Raw genomic sequence first — 16,181 nt, 5'->3', positions numbered from 1 at the left:
CGGTCAGCCATTACCGGGCGTCAGCGGTAATCGTGCGGATAAAGAGAGGATAGACGGAGTCTGGCAAGGGATCAGAAAAAACCGCCGTCGCCATGCAGCGACGGGGTTAAACGGGCATTTTATTTTATGGATTGCTGTGTGTAATGCATGCGTGGGCGGTCGATATTCGCCCAGGATAACTCCTGCTCAGGATGATAGCTGAGGTTACCGTCGTCCCACTTAACGTAGTAGCCGGCTGGTGCGTTTCCCTGCTCAAAGACGTTGATGATTTCGCCTCTGATCTCCCCGGATTTATGTTTAACGATGCTGCCTTTGGGAAATTTCAACATGGTCGCTACCTCATACTGCCCGGCAATAAATCACCCGTGATCATGGTACTGATTGTAGTCTACCCCCCTGGACGCTGAATAATCAGCCAATAAGCGGCGGCTTTATCGGCTATTCCGCTGCTTTGGCGCGCAAAGTGACGCATCCGGATGCAACTTTGCTGCCGACTCAGAGGGTTAGAGGTTTCATAAAGCCAGCCGCTCCTTTATCATCCCACTACCTATTTTCAGGCAACGGCTTACTGGATTCCATGTATCAACCTGTCGCGCTATTTATCGGTCTGCGTTATATGCGCGGACGAGCATCGGATCGCTTCGGTCGCTTTGTCTCCTGGCTCTCAACGATTGGCATTACGCTCGGCGTGCTGGCGATGGTCACCGTGTTATCGGTGATGAACGGTTTTGAGCGTGAACTCGAAGGCAATATTCTTGGCCTGATGCCTCAGGCGCTGATCACCAGCGACAAAGGCAGTCTCAATCCACAACAGCAACCCGCCAGCTCCCTGAATCTGCAGGGTGTCAGCCGTATCGCGCCGCTGACCACCGCCAATGTGGTGCTGCAAAGCCCGCACAGCGTCTCCGTTGGCGTGATGCTGGGCATTGAGCCGGCTGAAAAAGATCCGCTTACCCCTTTCCTGGTCAATACCCGGCAGAGCGTGCTGCAGGCCGGGCAGTATAATGTCATCCTTGGCGAACAGCTGGCATCCCAGCTTGGCGTAAAACGTGGCGATCAACTGCGTCTGATGGTGCCGTCGGTCAGCCAGTTCACCCCGATGGGACGCGTGCCAAGTCAGCGTCTGTTTACCGTAGCGGGCACCTATGCCGCTAACAGCGAAGTCGATGGTTATCAGATTCTGGTCAATCTTCAGGATGCGTCGCGCGTGATGCGCTATCCGGCCGGTAACATTACCGGCTGGCGACTGTGGCTGGATAAACCGCTGTCGGTCGACAGTCTGAGTCAGCAGACACTGCCTGCGGGCCTGGTCTGGAAAGACTGGCGTGAGCGCAAAGGCGATCTCTTCCAGGCAGTGCGTATGGAGAAGAACATGATGGGCCTGCTGCTGAGCCTGATCATCGCCGTGGCTGCCTTTAACATCATCACCTCGTTAGGCCTGCTGATCATGGAGAAGCAGGGCGAAGTGGCGATCCTGCAAACCCAGGGCCTGACGCGCCGGCAAATAGTGGCGGTGTTTATGGTGCAGGGTGCCAGCGCCGGGATTATCGGCACGCTGCTCGGCACGCTGCTCGGTGTCTTGCTGGCCAGCCAGCTCAACAACTTAATGCCGGTGATTGGCCTGTTCCTTGATGGTGCCGCATTGCCGGTTGATATTAATGTGTGGCAGGTGGTCACCATAGCCCTCAGCGCCATGATTGTGGCGCTGTTGTCTACGCTCTATCCTTCGTGGCGCGCTGCCGCCGTTCAACCTGCTGAGGCTTTACGTTATGAGTAACACTCCTTTGTTGCAGTGCCGCGACCTGTGCAAACGCTATCAGGAAGGCAGCGTGCAGACCGATGTGCTGCGCAATGTGGCTTTCAGCCTCCAGCCCGGTGAACTGACAGCGATTGTCGGCAGCTCCGGTTCCGGTAAAAGTACGCTGCTGCATCTGCTCGGCGGCCTGGATGCACCGACATCGGGCGACGTGGTGTTTGATGGCCAGTCACTGAATGCCATGTCCTCGTCGGCCAAAGCGGAGCTGCGTAACCGCGAGCTGGGCTTTATCTATCAGTTCCACCATCTGCTGCCGGACTTCAGCGCGCTGGAGAACGTGGCGATGCCGCTGCTGATTGGCAAAACGGCTAAAACGGAAGCACAGGATCGCGCCCGTGAGATGCTGGCCGCGGTCGGGCTGGACCATCGCGCCGCGCACCGGCCTTCAGAACTGTCAGGCGGCGAACGCCAGCGCGTGGCGATTGCCCGGGCGCTGGTTAACCGCCCACGGCTGGTGATGGCGGATGAGCCAACCGGTAACCTCGATGCACGCAACGCCGACGCCATTTTTGAATTACTGGGCGAACTGAATGTGCGTCAGGGCACCGCGTTTCTGGTGGTGACCCACGATCTGATGCTGGCAAAACGCATGACGCGTCAGATGGAGATGCGTGATGGTCAGTTAAGCGATCAGCTCACCATGGCAGGAGCGGTGTAATGGGTTCGTCGTTATCCCTGTTGCTGGGCCTGCGCTTTAGCCGTGGCCGCCGTCGTGGCGGCATGGTGTCGCTGATTTCGGTGATCTCCACCATCGGTATTGCGCTGGGCGTGGCGGTGCTGATTATCGGTCTGAGCGCCATGAATGGTTTTGAGCGTGAGCTGAACAACCGCATTCTGGCGGTGGTGCCGCACGGCGAGATCGAGGCGGTCAATCAGCCGTTCCAGCACTGGCAGTCGATGATTGCCCCGATTGAAAAGGTGCCCGGCATTGCGGCGGCAGCGCCTTATGTGAACTTCACCGGCCTGATTGAGAGCGGCGCCCGGCTGGAAGCGCTGCAGGTAAAGGGCGTTGATCCGGCACAGGAGCCGCGTCTCAGTGCCCTGCCACAGTTTGTGGCAGATAACGGCTGGTCCTCTTTTGCCGCCGGTAAGCAGCAGATCATTCTGGGCGGCGGCATTGCTAAATCGCTGAACGTGAAGCAGGGCGACTGGATCACCATCATGATCCCCAACAACGATGGTGATAACAAACTGCTTCAGCCTAAACGTATCCGGCTTCAGGTCAGCGGTATTCTGCAACTGAGCGGCATGCTCGATCACAGCCTGGCGCTGGTGCCACTCGCCGATGCACAGCACTATCTGGAGATGGGTGACAGCGTGTCCGGCATCGCCCTGAAGATGACCGACCCGTTCCAGGCGGTCAAACTGGTGCGGGATGCCGGTGAAGCGACCCGTTCCTACGTCTACATCAAGAGCTGGATTGGCACCTACGGCTATATGTACCGCGATATTCAGATGATCCGCGCCATCATGTATCTGGCGATGGTGCTGGTGATTGGCGTCGCCTGCTTTAACATTGTCTCAACGCTGGTGATGGCGGTGAAGGATAAGAGCAGTGACATTGCGGTGCTTCGTACCCTCGGTGCCAAAGACCGGCTGATCCGCGCCATCTTCATCTGGTACGGTTTGCTGGCAGGCCTGCTGGGCAGCGTCAGCGGCGTGATCGCGGGCGTGCTGGTGGCGCTGAATCTGACCTCACTGGTGCGCGGGCTGGAGTCGGTTACCGGCCATCATCTGCTGGCAGGTGATATCTACTTCATTGATTTCCTGCCGTCGGAACTGCACTGGATTGATGTGTTCTCAGTATTGATTACCGCGATTCTGCTGAGCCTGCTGGCGAGCTGGTATCCCGCCAGACGCGCCAGCCGCATTGACCCGGCTCGGGTATTAAGCGGTCAGTGAAAAAACGCGGCGCGAATCCTTTCGCGCCGCATCTGTTTAAGACCTTTGCTGTTGGGCGCGGCCCTCAGCAACCGTTACTATCGGGTGATGTTAACCCGGAATCTGTTTAGAGCGGCTCGCCGCAGCTGCTACGCCAGGAGATTTTATGCGTACACCACGTCGCCGCATACGACTTGCCCGCCTGAAGAAAACCCGGAGAAAAGTGCATCAGCGCTTTCGCCAGCGCATATTTGAGCGCGATCGTCAGGCCGAACTGGCCGCCCATCCTCAGCCACATGTTGTCGTGCTGACCGGCGCAGGCATCTCAGCGGAGTCCGGCATCCGGACCTTCCGAGCCGCTGACGGCCTGTGGGAAGAGCACCACGTAGAAGATGTTGCGACGCCCGAAGGATTTCAGCGCGATCCTGCACTGGTGCAGCGCTTCTACAATGCGCGCCGCCAGCAATTGCAGGAGGCAGAGATTCAGCCTAACGCGGCCCATCTGGCGCTGGCGGAGCTGGAACAGGTATTAGGCGATAACTTTTTGCTGGTCACGCAAAACATCGACAATCTGCATGAACGTGCCGGAAACAGCCGGGTGCTGCATATGCACGGTGAACTGCTAAAAGTGCGCTGTGTCACCAGCGGTCAGGTCATTGAGTGGACCGGTGATATCACGCCGGACGATCGCTGCACCTGCTGTCAGTTCCCTTCGGCGCTGCGGCCACACGTAGTGTGGTTTGGTGAGATGCCGCTGGGCATGGAGCAGATTTATCAGGCGCTGGAACAGGCCGATTACTTTATCGCTATCGGCACCTCAGGCCATGTCTATCCGGCCGCGGGTTTTGTCCATGAAGCCAAACTGCAGGGCGCGCATACTGTTGAGCTGAACCTGGAGCCAAGCCAGGTGGGCAACGAATTTGCCGAGCGGCATTACGGCCTGGCGAGCGAAGTGGTGCCGGAGTTTGTGCATAAGCTGCTGCGCGCGCTTTATAAGTAAGCAGGGGCGGCTATGGCCGCCTCGCCGTTTCTTGCCCGTCATACTGATTTCAGCCGCCCGGTGTTTATCAACATTGCGAGGTTTGCCGCAACAATCTCGTAATCAGCCGTTTTTTTCGGGCTTATTGCTTTCCCAAAGGTTATCGACAGCGCTAACCTGTCTGCGAATGATTTTACGCAACGTTGTAACCGGCTGGTCTGTTAATAATACCGGATGGCACTTTTAAAGGATGGGATATGGAACAGTTACTTGAGCGCTTTTTAAGTTATGTGGCCGTTGAGACACAGGCTAAGCCGCAGGCGCGCCAGGTGCCCAGCAGTGAAGGGCAGTGGACGCTGGCGCGTCAGCTGCAGGAGGAGTTGCTGGCACTGGGTTTTGTCGATGTCTCCTTAAGCGATCACTGTTGCGTCATGGGCACACTGCCTGCCAATGTTGACTGGCCGACGCCAGTCATCGGTTTCATCTCTCACATGGATACCTCGCCAGACTTTACGGCGAAACATGTTAATCCGCAGATCATTGAAAATTATCGCGGCGGAGACATTGCGCTGGGTAACGGCAACGAAATTCTCTCGCCGGTGATGTTCCCGGTGCTGCACAAGCTGATTGGGCATACGCTGATTACCACCGATGGCAAAACCCTGCTGGGCGCGGATGATAAAGCAGGTATCGCCGAGATTATGACGGCGATGGCGCAACTGGCTGCGAGCGATACGCCGCACGGTGCGATCCGCGTTGCCTTTACGCCCGATGAAGAGATTGGTCGCGGCACTTCTCACTTTGATGTGGAAGGCTTTGCCGCTGACTGGGCCTACACCATTGATGGCAGTGATTTAGGGGAGTTCGAATATGAGAACTTCAACGCTGCTTCGGCCACCGTCAAAATCGTCGGTAATAACGTGCACCCTGGCTCCGCCAAAGGGGTGATGGTCAATGCGCTGGATCTGGCAAACCAGTTTCATGCCGCGGTCCCGGCCAGCGAAAAACCGCAATATACTGACGGCTATCAGGGCTTCTATCATCTGCATCAGATCAAAGGCAGCGTTGAACACGCCGAGATGCTCTATATCATTCGTGACTTCGAAACGGAGAGTTTTGAACAGCGTAAACAGACGCTGCTGCAGATTGCCGCAGAGATCAACAAAACCCTGCACCCGGACTGTTCGGTCACCGTCGAGATCACCAACAGCTATCGCAACATGCGTGAAAAGGTTGAGCCGTTCCCGCACATCATCGAACTGGCTTTACAGGCGATGCGTGACTGCGGCATTGAGCCGGTAGTGAAACCGATTCGCGGCGGTACGGATGGATCGGCGCTGTCGTGGAAAGGGCTGCCTTGCCCGAACATCTTTACCGGTGGCTATAACTATCACGGCAAGCATGAGTTTGCTTCGCTGAATATCATGGCGAAATCGGTGGAAGTGATTGTGCGGCTGTCAGAGCTGGCGGCGCAGAAGAAGAATTAAACCCGCAGACACAAAAAAGGCTCTCTGCCACGGCGGCAAGAGAGCCTGATTCAGTATCAGCTCAGATTATTCGTCGCCGAAGTACCAGTAACCGGCATTGACCAGATCAGCGATCTGCGCCAGTACCGACGGGTCATCCAGCGCATCGCCCAGATCGTCCAGTGTGATGCGATAGTGGCGCGCCAGGACCGCCATCACATCGGGATGTGAACACTCAACCCGCTCACCGTTGACATAGACCGCATCACCAATCGTCAGAACACGCAGGCCACCTAACCGGCTCAGGGTATCGCCCTGTTGCAGCGCATCATAAATTTCATCAGGCTGGTAAGGCGGTTCCGGTGGCGCGACATCGAGTTCGTGACGTGACTGGGAAATGAATTCGCCAAACCACTGAGCGAACTGCTCCGGCTGATTGACCACATCCAGCATCAACTGACGTACGCCTTCAATCTCCTGCGGCAGAATCTGCGACGGGCAATCACGTGCAGGCACATCCGGATCGCTGAAGCGCAGGCTGCCCAGCTCATTAGCCAGCGCGTAATCCGCAAAGCCGCTGATTAACTCGCGTCCGCTGGGGGCACGGAAACCCACGGAGTAGTTCAGGGCGTTTTCCAGCGAGTAGCCTTCATGCGGGAACCCCGGCGGAATATAGAGAATATCACCCGGCTCCATCTCTTCATCGATGATGGCGTCGAATGGCTCAACCTGCAGCAGATCCGGATGCGGACAGTGCTGCTTCAGCGGCACCTTTTCACCGACGCGCCAGCGACGGCGACCAGCACCCTGAATAATAAAGACATCATACTGATCAAAATGGGGACCGACGCCGCCGCCAGGCACGGCAAACGACACCATCAGGTCATCAACACGCCAGTCAGGCAGGAAACGGAAAGGGCGCATCAGTGCGGCAGAGGCTTCATGCCAGTGATTGACCGCCTGTACCAGCAGCGACCAGTTGTTTTCACCCAGATGATCATAGCTCTCGAACGGGCCGTGGCTGACCTGCCATTTGCCATCCTGATGGCTGACCAGGCGGCTATCCACCTCGTTTTCCATCGCCAGACCGGCCAGTTCATCCGGTGAAAGAGGATCGACAAAGTTTTTAAAACCACGCTTCAGCACTACCGGGCGTTTCTGCCAGTAACGCTGAATAAAATCGGGCCAGTTAATATCGAGCTGATAGTCCATAAAAGGGTTCCGCTTAGGGCTGTAAATGCCAGCAAGTATAACAGCCCTGAGGGTTTTCTACTCGCGGCGATGTTCGACTTCCTGGCGCTGAAAGACCACTTCCATGCGTGTTCCGCCGAGTGCGCTACCGGAGGCGATGACGTTGCCCTCATATTGCTCAAGAATATCGCGCACCACCGCCAGACCCAGTCCCTGACCGGGACGCAGGGTATCGGCGCGCTGACCCCGGACAAACACTAAATCGCGCTTACTCTCGGGAATGCCCGGACCATCATCGTCAATATAGAGATGGAGTGCATTTTCGCTCTGAAAAGCACTGATTTCGATAAATTCCAGGCAGTACTTGCAGGCGTTATCGAGCACGTTGCCCAGTACTTCCATAAAGTCATTCTGGTCGCCAACAAAGGTCAGCTCCGGTGAGATATCCAGCGAAATCGCCACGCCTTTACGCTGATAGACTTTATTCAGGGCTGAGCAGAGCTTGTCGAGCAGACCGGAAACGGAATGCAGATCGCGCTGCAGCGGATTGTGATCGGCCTGCATACTGGCGCGATGCAGATAATAACCGACCTGCTGCGAGATTCGACTAATCTGCTCCAGCATCACCGGCTCAGCCTGTTCCACCGTCAGTTCCTTGCCGTTGCGCAGCGAGCGCAGGGTGCTCTGCAACACGGCCAGCGGCGTTTTCAGACTGTGGGTCAGGTCTGAAAGCGTGGTGCGATAGCGGGTATAGCGTTGTCGCTCATTGGTCAGCAACAGATTGAGGTTACGCACCAGACTGCGCAGTTCCTGCGGCGGATTATCCGCCAGATTTTCGCGCTGACTGGTCTCCAGTTCGCGCACCTGCTGTGTCAGCGCGCCAATCGGCCGCAGACTCCAGTGCGCCGCCAGCCACAGCAACGGAATGATCAGTATCAGGTTGGCTGCCAGCACATAGCTGAACCACGACCAGACCACATCAGAATGCTGCAACTCCTGCGGGATAGAGTCGACCACCACAATGGTGAGTGCGGGCAGATTCGTGGTGGCATCGTAACGGTTAACGGCGACCGAGTGGGTAAAGGTATCGTTGCTGTCATTGTCCCAGTCGTTGAGTCGTTGTTGAGCATTCAGGTTATTGCCCATTGCCACCATGCTGGTACGGTTACTGGTATCAATCTCGTAGAAGTCAGGCTTCAGCAGCCATTCACGGCGGATCTTCTTGCGGATCTCTGGCACGTCGCGTTGTTGCCACAACAGTTTGCCGTGCTCATCGTAAATAAACACCAGCGTCGGGAAGTTGAGCGTCATCCGTTCCGGCTGGGCGATGGTGAGTTTGTTGTCATGCCATTGCGCCAGCGTAAAGAACAGGTTGCTCTCGCCGCGCATTACGCGATAGGTGTTTTTATCGAAACTGACCACATAGCCAATCACCGCCACCATGCCGTAGGAGAGTGAGAGGAAGAGGACGATCGCTGCGGAGGCCAGCAGAAAGCGGGCGCGCAGCGAAATAGGGCGATAACGATTAAACCAGGACATGGTCAGAGATCAAAGCGGTAGCCCTGGCCACGCACGGTGGCGATCACGTCAGTAGGATGCAACGCCAGAATTTTTTTGCGCAGACGGCCCATAAGAACGTCGATGGTGTGGCTTTCACGCAGTTCAGCGTCAGGATAGAGCTGCAGCATCAGCGAGTCTTTGCTCACCACTTTGCCCGCGTTACGGATCAGCGTTTCGACAATGGTGTACTCAAAGGCCGTGAGCTTCACCGGCTGTTCATTGACCGTCAGTTCACGGCGGGAGAGATCAACCTGAAACGGGGCCATATCGATGATTTGCGAGGCATGTCCGCTGTTACGACGCATCAGCGCCTGCAGGCGTGCCGCGACTTCTTCAATGTGAAACGGTTTGGTGACGTAGTCATCCGCGCCGGCTTCCAGCGCCTCAACTTTGGCCTGCCAGCCTTCACGGGCGGTCAGCACCAGAATCGGCTGGCGCACAGCATCGCTGCGCCAGCGGCGAATCAGAGACATACCATCTTCATCCGGCAGGCCGAGATCCACCAGCGCGATATCGGGCAGATGTTCCCGAAGAAAATAGTCAGCTTCTTTGGCGTCTTCGGCGGCATCGACCTGATGGCCCATGTCACGTAACTGGACGGCGAGATGATGGCGCAGCAGGGCATTGTCTTCAACAACCAGAACACGCATAGAAATTCCTTACACTCTGTTTGAGTCAACCTGCAGAAAGTATACGCGAAATGTATTAAACAAGATGTTAACGCAGACCGGACTGGGCCGGTCTGCGGCGGGCATTATTTCAGATCGTCAACCATCTGGATAGCGCGACCAATATAGTTTGCAGGCGTCATCTGCTTCAGACGGACTTTTTCCTCTTCCGGCAGCGCCAGGCTGTCGATAAAGGCCTGCATGCCGGCGGCATCGACGCGTTTACCGCGCGTCAGCTCCTTCAGCTTTTCATAAGGCTTCTCAATGCCGTAACGGCGCATTACCGTCTGGATCGGTTCTGCCAGCACTTCCCAGTTGTGATCCAGTTCATCCAGCAGACGATCGCGGTTCACTTCCAGTTTCGAGATGCCTTTCAGCGTCGCCTGATAGGCGATCAGCGCATAACCGACGCCCACACCGAGGTTACGCAGCACGGTGGAGTCGGTCAGATCGCGCTGCCAGCGTGAGACCGGCAGTTTGCTGGCCAGATGCTGCATTACCGCGTTCGCCAGGCCCAGATTGCCTTCGGAGTTTTCGAAGTCAATTGGGTTCACTTTGTGCGGCATGGTCGACGAGCCAATCTCGCCCGCAATGGTCTTCTGTTTGAAATGGTTCAGCGCCACATAACCCCAGATATCGCGATCGAAATCGATCAGGATGGTGTTAAAGCGGGCGATGCAGTCGAACATTTCGGCAATATAGTCGTGCGGCTCAATCTGGGTGGTGTAAGGGTTCCAGGTGATCCCCAGCGAGGTGACGAAGTTCTCGCTCAGCGCATGCCAGTCCACTTCGGGATAGGCGGCAATGTGGGCGTTGTAATTCCCTACAGCGCCGTTGATTTTGCCCAGCACCTCAATCTGTTTCAGCTGACGTAACTGACGCTCCAGACGGTAAGCGACGTTCGCCATCTCTTTACCCATCGTCGACGGTGTAGCCGGCTGGCCGTGGGTGCGGGAGAGCAGCGGAATGTCACGATATTCGCTGGCAAGATCCTTCACAGCGGTAATCAGCTGCTGCCAGTAAGGCAGGATCACGTCACGACGGGCTGTTTCCAGCATCAGGGCGTGCGACAGGTTGTTGATATCTTCAGAAGTACAGGCGAAGTGGATAAATTCAGAAACAGCATGCAGGGCAGGGACGTCGGCAACTTTCTCTTTCAGGAAATACTCAACCGCTTTGACGTCGTGGTTGGTGGTGCGCTCAATGGTTTTGATGCGCGCGGCATCTTCTTCGGAAAAACCAGCGACAATCGCATCAAGGAAAGCGTTTGCGTCGGCATCAAATGCAGGAACTTCCTTGATCTCTGCGGTCGCGGCCAGTTTTTGTAACCAGCGAACTTCAACCTCAACGCGGAATTTCAGCAAACCGAATTCGCTGAAAATCGCACGCAGCGGGCTGACTTTATCGCCGTAACGACCATCGACAGGTGAGACGGCGGTCAGAGAGGATAATTCCATCAGTGCAACTCCTGAATCATTTAGCAGTGTTTTGCCGCACCGACTTAGTAAGTCAGTGGCAGCCGGGATAAGAGGGTTTTCGCTTCACGCAGCAAACGCTGACGCGAGAACATCAGTTGCAGTCGGCCACCACCGACCTGCTGCCACAATACGGCAGCACGGATACCGGCTAACAGGGTGGCGCGCACTTTACTCTGTACCTGCGTATTCTGCAGTACCGCAGGCGAACCGGTGACCTGAATACGCGGGCCAAGCGGGCTGATCACATCCACATAGATGGCAGCCATCGCGCTGAGAATGGTGTCTGATTCCAGTTCATAATGCGCCAGCTGGCGATCCAGCTGAGTGATGCGCTGGGCCAGCGTCGCCATGGCCGTTTTACTGGCGCTGAGCTTGCGCTCCAGCACCATCATGCTCAGGGTGTAACGCGTCAGCTCTGCACCTGCACCCTGACGACTGCTGCTGTTCAGCACCGCCATCAGCGTTTCAAGTCCGAGGCGCAGGTTGGCTTCATTGTTGCCAAACACCGCCAGCGTTGAGCCAGGATTGAGGTCCAGTACGCTGCGCAGCGACACGGTCAGCGCCTCCGGCTGGCAGTGACCCTGCTGAGCCAGCTGCTGCACCAGATGGGCCGACTGACAGATGCCCGCCAGCGCCAGCGTAATTTCCTGATAATTTTTCGCCACGGTTACTCCTGTTTACGCGTCATCAATGCGGGATGAGCCCGCTTACTCCGCCACTAACGGCAGACGCTGTTCGATAATACCGCCACCGAGGCAGACCTCACCAAGGTAAAACACCGCAGACTGACCCGGCGTCACCGCTGCAACCGGCTCGTCGAAACGCACCTCAATCCGATCGTCGCCGTGTGGGATAATCTCACAGGGAATATCGGTCTGACGATAGCGGGTTTTCACGGTGCAGCGAAGCGGGGCAGTAATCGGCTGGCGATCAACCCAGTGCAGCTGCTGCGCAATCAGGCCGACGGACATCAGACGCGGATGATCGCCGCCCTGGGCGACAATCAGGCGGTTACGCGCCACATCTTTGTCGACCACATACCAGGGATCATCTTTGCTCTCTTTCAGGCCGCCAATACCCAGGCCTTTACGCTGTCCCAGAGTATGGTACATCAGCCCCTGATGTTCACCGACGATCTGGCCTTCGGTGGTTTCTATTTCGCCAGGCTGAGCCGGGAGATAGCGCGCCAGGAAGTCGCGGAATTTGCGCTCACCGATAAAGCAGATGCCGGTCGAGTCTTTCTTCTTCGCGGTGATAAGGTCGAGCTGTTCGGCAATGCGGCGCACTTCCGGTTTTTCCAGCTCGCCAACCGGGAACAGACTTTGGGCGATCTGCTGGTGGCTCAGGGTATAGAGGAAGTAGCTCTGATCTTTGTTGCCATCCAGACCGCGTAGCAGCTGGCTCTGGCCAGCCACGTCCTGACGACGCACGTAGTGACCGGTGGCGATAAAATCTGCGCCGAGATCCTCAGCCGCGAACTCCAGGAACGCTTTGAATTTGATCTCTTTGTTGCAGAGGATATCGGGGTTGGGCGTGCGGCCTGCTTTGTACTCTTCGAGGAAATGCTCAAAGACGTTATCCCAGTATTCAGCGGCAAAGTTAACTTTGTGCAGCTTCATACCCAGCTTGTCGCACACCGCTTGCGCATCCGCCAGATCGTCCGCGGCGGTACAATACTCCTCGCCATCGTCCTCCTCCCAGTTCTTCATGAACAGGCCTTCAACCTGGTAACCCTGCTGTTGCAGTAACCAGGCGGAAACGGAAGAATCGACGCCGCCGGACATACCGACGATCACTTTTTTCTGGCTGTTGTCAGACATGACACGCTCGCATTACGATAAAAAAACAGGCGGCGCATTCTATCATGCAGAAGGCAGGCGCGCACCCTCGTGAAACGGCCACCGGAACGGGCTGACCAGATGTAGCGGGTAGCGCGTGCCCTGTTGCCACAGGCGTACGCTTTCCGCGACCAGCGGCGAACGCAGGTTAGAGGCAGTGAGAATCTGCGCTGGCGGCAACCACCAGCAGCAATCGATGTCGCTGTCCTGCGGCTGGGTTGGCGCTTTTTCCGCCAGATCCACGCCAAACAGAAAACGCACAAAAGGCGTACTGTCGGGTGCGATCCACTGGTTTATCGCGATGAAATAGTGCATCGGCGTGGCGATGCCGGTCTCTTCATAGAGTTCGCGCTCTGCGGCTTCCAGCAGAGTTTCATCCGCTTCAAGATGTCCGGCGGGCTGGTTCCAGGTGGGGCGACCGTTAATCGTCTCTTCCACTACCAGTAATTCACCTTCTGCCTGAACCAGACAGGCGACAGTAACATGAGGTTTAAACATCACTTCTCCGCAATTGTTAACCTGAGGTTATAAAAAACCGGTTTTCAGAGAGCACTTTCGCTGAGTTCACGCCACGCGCCCGGAGCCAGATCGTCGAGCGAATAACTCCCCATCGCGTACCGGATCAATCGCAATGTGGGAAAGCCAATGTGGGCGGTCATCCGGCGAACCTGACGATTACGGCCTTCATACAGCGTGATTTTCAGCCACTGCGTCGGGATGTTTTTACGTTCGCGTATAGGTGGCTGACGTGGCCAGAGCCACTCAGGCTCAGCCACTTTTTCTACGCCCGCGGGCAGCGTCAACCCATCTTTCAGATTAACCCCATCCCGTAAAGGCTGCAGATCCGTCTCCTGTGGCTCGCCTTCCACCTGCACATAATAGATCTTACCTGTGCGTTTGCCGGGCTGAGTCAGCGCAGCCTGCAGCGCGCCGTCGTTGGTCAGCACCATCAATCCTTCGCTGTCGCGATCGAGGCGACCTGCGGCATAAACCTCTGCGACGCTGACAAAATCCTTCAGTGTTCGGCGGCCCGCTTCATCGGTGAACTGCGGTAACACGTCGAACGGTTTGTTAAACAGAATCACGCGGCGCGGAGCCGCAGGGCGGGCAGGGGAACGCCGCGCATCACGCATCGGGCGGCTGAATCGTTTATCCTGGTGAATTCGTTGAGAAGTTTTTCGCATGGGCTTTGCAGTCAGAAACATTCGGCGCATTATAACGTGAAATTGCGGTGATTGGCGTGGCGGAAATATTCAAGTAGTATTGACGCGCATCTTACAAATCATTAACAAACGCCCAGGAGAGGTTAATGGAAAGCAAAGTAGTTGTTCCGGCGGAAGGTCAGAAAATCACCCTGAATCAGGGCAAGCTCACAGTGCCAAACAATCCGGTCATTCCTTACATTGAGGGTGACGGTATCGGTGTTGATGTTTCCCCGGTCATGCTGAAAGTCGTCGATGCGGCGGTGAAGAAAGCCTACAACGGCGAGCGTAAGATCTCCTGGATGGAGATTTACACCGGTGAGAAGTCAGTTGAACTCTACGGCCAGGATGTCTGGCTGCCACAGGAAACTCTCGACTTAATTAAAGAATATCGCGTGGCCATTAAAGGCCCACTGACCACCCCGGTCGGCGGCGGTATTCGTTCACTGAACGTGGCCCTGCGTCAGGAGCTTGACCTCTACGTCTGCCTGCGTCCGGTACGTTACTACAAAGGCACGCCAAGCCCGGTTAAACGTCCTGAAGAGACCGACATGGTGATCTTCCGTGAAAACTCCGAAGATATCTATGCCGGTATCGAGTGGAAAGCGGGCTCTGCCGAAGCGGACAAAGTGATCAAGTTCCTGCGCGAAGAGATGGGCGTGAAGAAAATTCGCTTCCCTGAGCAGTGCGGTATCGGCGTTAAGCCGTGTTCAGAAGCGGGCACCAAACGTCTGGTGCGCGCGGCAGTGGAATACACCATCACTAACGATCGTGATTCACTGACCCTGGTCCACAAAGGCAACATCATGAAGTTCACCGAAGGCTCTTTCAAAGACTGGGGATACCAGTTAGTGAAAGAAGAGTTCGGCGGCGAACTGATCGACGGCGGCCCGTGGATGAAATTCAAAAACCCGAACACCGGCAAAGAGATCATCGTTAAAGATGTGATTGCTGATGCGTTCCTGCAACAGATCCTGCTGCGTCCGGCTGAGTATGACGTTATCGCCTGTATGAACCTGAACGGTGACTACATCTCTGACGCTCTGGCAGCGCAGGTTGGCGGTATTGGTATCGCACCAGGCGCCAACATCGGTGACGAGTGTGCGCTGTTCGAAGCGACCCACGGTACAGCACCTAAGTATGCAGGTCAGGATAAAGTGAACCCAGGTTCAATTATTCTGTCCGCAGAAATGATGCTGCGTCACATGGAGTGGTTCGAAGCGGCTGACCTGATTGTTAAAGGTGTTGAAGGCGCTATCGCTAACAAGACCGTGACTTACGATTTCGAACGCCTGATGGATGGCGCTAAACTGCTGAAATGTTCAGAGTTTGGTGACGCGATCATCGAAAATATGTAATCCGCATTACGTAACATACAGCCAACACGAATGTAAAAATCGTGTTGGCTTTTTACTTCCCGCTTTCTTTCCTCAAAATCTCCCCAAAACGGTTTATAAAATCACCTTCACGCAGCAACCACAATCCAGGCTTTGCCGCGATCATCGTTATAGCGATTACTCATCTAAGCGCTTATTGCTTTCGCACCGTGCTGTTTAAGACATTTACTCCGTGAGAGTGCTGCTAAATCATTTCCCGCTGACTGGCATTTTACTCTCTCTGCAAATTGAATTGTCTGATGCCACGGTAAAAGAGTGAGTGAACGCATATCTGTCATCCACCCTGTCACGCCTGATTTGTTAAACGACCCTCTGTTAATCTCTTTCAGTACCAGTTAAGCGCCCGGCATTAAATGTGTCGGGCCACGTTATTTGCTCCTTACAGCTGATCCATTTTTGTAACCTGTACCACAAAAAAATAGAGTTACGCATGATCCGGTTGCCGCAGACGTGTACGCTTCTGCCGATACAGAGGGAGAGCATTATGGATGATGAAGCGGTAAGTGATGCCATTGCGGCATGTCGCCTGCTATTTGGACAGGCGGTGATGGAAATCGTGGCTGAAAATAAGCCGGTGACTGGTGAAGCCATTTCTGAAAAAATTCATCAAATGTTTACCGGAATCAACCCGGAACCCGTGATGAAGCTGGCTATCAGCCTGCTGACAACCCGCGGCGACTGACCGATCCCGGTCATCAAGCCAGA

The 16,181-nt window shown here is 55.7% G+C and carries 16 protein-coding genes; 7 read left to right on the top strand and 9 right to left on the bottom strand.

Translation table 11 applies throughout. The features are described 5' to 3' along the window. Positions 1-119: 119 nt before the first annotated feature. On the bottom strand, positions 120-329 hold the full coding sequence (locus ACO6VX_RS07055; RefSeq protein WP_003849845.1) for a hypothetical protein: 210 nt from the start codon (positions 327-329) through the stop codon (positions 120-122). A gap of 248 nt (positions 330-577) precedes the next feature. On the opposite strand from ACO6VX_RS07055, the gene lolC reads away from it, so the two are divergent. The 5 genes from lolC to pepT all read left to right on the top strand — a co-directional run bounded on the left by lolC (position 578) and on the right by pepT (position 6,163). Further along, on the top strand, positions 578-1,777 hold the full coding sequence (lolC, locus tag ACO6VX_RS07050) for a lipoprotein-releasing ABC transporter permease subunit LolC (protein ID WP_022625850.1): 1,200 nt from the start codon (positions 578-580) through the stop codon (positions 1,775-1,777). Next, entirely contained in the window at positions 1,770-2,474 is a 705-nt protein-coding gene (gene lolD, locus ACO6VX_RS07045; RefSeq protein ID WP_010246282.1) for a lipoprotein-releasing ABC transporter ATP-binding protein LolD, read from the top strand. Before lolC ends, lolD begins: the two co-directional genes overlap by 8 nt. Continuing rightward, the gene (lolE, locus tag ACO6VX_RS07040) at positions 2,474-3,718 is read left to right on the top strand and encodes a lipoprotein-releasing ABC transporter permease subunit LolE (RefSeq protein WP_022625849.1); all 1,245 of its coding nucleotides are present in this window, start codon (positions 2,474-2,476) and stop codon (positions 3,716-3,718) included. Before lolD ends, lolE begins: the two co-directional genes overlap by 1 nt. Positions 3,719-3,863: 145 nt before the next feature. Then, positions 3,864-4,697 carry a Sir2 family NAD+-dependent deacetylase gene (cobB, locus tag ACO6VX_RS07035; protein ID WP_010246278.1) on the top strand — a complete coding sequence of 278 codons (834 nt, stop codon included), beginning with the start codon at positions 3,864-3,866 and terminating at the stop codon, positions 4,695-4,697. A gap of 236 nt (positions 4,698-4,933) precedes the next feature. Next, on the top strand, positions 4,934-6,163 hold the full coding sequence (gene pepT, locus ACO6VX_RS07030) for a peptidase T (protein ID WP_010246276.1): 1,230 nt from the start codon (positions 4,934-4,936) through the stop codon (positions 6,161-6,163). A gap of 66 nt (positions 6,164-6,229) precedes the next feature. Here the strand turns inward: pepT and ACO6VX_RS07025 are convergent, their stop codons facing one another. The 8 genes from ACO6VX_RS07025 to rluE form a co-directional block, all read right to left on the bottom strand. Beyond that, complete coding sequence (locus tag ACO6VX_RS07025) at positions 6,230-7,354, bottom strand: cupin domain-containing protein (protein WP_010246274.1); 1,125 nt, start codon at positions 7,352-7,354, stop codon at positions 6,230-6,232. 57 nt (positions 7,355-7,411) lie between these two features. Then, positions 7,412-8,872: a two-component system sensor histidine kinase PhoQ gene (phoQ, locus tag ACO6VX_RS07020; protein ID WP_010246272.1), complete on the bottom strand. Its 1,461-nt coding sequence runs from the start codon at positions 8,870-8,872 to the stop codon at positions 7,412-7,414. 2 nt (positions 8,873-8,874) lie between these two features. Next, positions 8,875-9,543 carry a two-component system response regulator PhoP gene (gene phoP, locus ACO6VX_RS07015; protein ID WP_010246270.1) on the bottom strand — a complete coding sequence of 223 codons (669 nt, stop codon included), beginning with the start codon at positions 9,541-9,543 and terminating at the stop codon, positions 8,875-8,877. 104 nt (positions 9,544-9,647) lie between these two features. Continuing rightward, positions 9,648-11,018: an adenylosuccinate lyase gene (gene purB / locus ACO6VX_RS07010; RefSeq protein ID WP_010246268.1), complete on the bottom strand. Its 1,371-nt coding sequence runs from the start codon at positions 11,016-11,018 to the stop codon at positions 9,648-9,650. 44 nt (positions 11,019-11,062) lie between these two features. Continuing rightward, positions 11,063-11,704 (bottom strand): high frequency lysogenization protein HflD, encoded by a 642-nt coding sequence (gene hflD, locus ACO6VX_RS07005; RefSeq protein WP_010246266.1) that lies wholly within the window; start codon positions 11,702-11,704, stop codon positions 11,063-11,065. Positions 11,705-11,746: 42 nt separating this feature from the next. After that, positions 11,747-12,859 carry a tRNA 2-thiouridine(34) synthase MnmA gene (gene mnmA, locus ACO6VX_RS07000; protein WP_010669869.1) on the bottom strand — a complete coding sequence of 371 codons (1,113 nt, stop codon included), beginning with the start codon at positions 12,857-12,859 and terminating at the stop codon, positions 11,747-11,749. Between the two features lie 42 nt (positions 12,860-12,901). Continuing rightward, a complete protein-coding gene (locus tag ACO6VX_RS06995) occupies positions 12,902-13,375 on the bottom strand; it encodes an NUDIX domain-containing protein (protein ID WP_010246262.1) in 474 nt (157 codons plus the stop codon). Positions 13,376-13,419: 44 nt separating this feature from the next. Next, positions 13,420-14,082, bottom strand: a complete 663-nt coding sequence (gene rluE, locus ACO6VX_RS06990) for a 23S rRNA pseudouridine(2457) synthase RluE (protein ID WP_029519000.1) — start codon at positions 14,080-14,082, stop codon at positions 13,420-13,422. Between the two features lie 104 nt (positions 14,083-14,186). Here rluE and icd point away from each other — a divergent pair, with 104 nt between their 5' ends. Together icd and ACO6VX_RS06980 are read left to right on the top strand one after the other, a co-directional pair. Next, entirely contained in the window at positions 14,187-15,437 is a 1,251-nt protein-coding gene (icd, locus tag ACO6VX_RS06985; protein ID WP_010246256.1) for an NADP-dependent isocitrate dehydrogenase, read from the top strand. A gap of 523 nt (positions 15,438-15,960) precedes the next feature. Further along, on the top strand, positions 15,961-16,158 hold the full coding sequence (locus tag ACO6VX_RS06980; RefSeq protein ID WP_236351820.1) for a hypothetical protein: 198 nt from the start codon (positions 15,961-15,963) through the stop codon (positions 16,156-16,158). Positions 16,159-16,181: the final 23 nt, after the last annotated feature.

This window comes from Pantoea sp. BJFS-204, from assembly GCF_049310725.1.
In the GTDB taxonomy this organism is placed as follows: Bacteria; Pseudomonadota; Gammaproteobacteria; order Enterobacterales; family Enterobacteriaceae; genus Pantoea; species Pantoea agglomerans.
The sequence above is the reverse complement of the archived record's forward strand: the minus strand, read 5'-3'. Positions and strand labels throughout refer to the sequence as shown.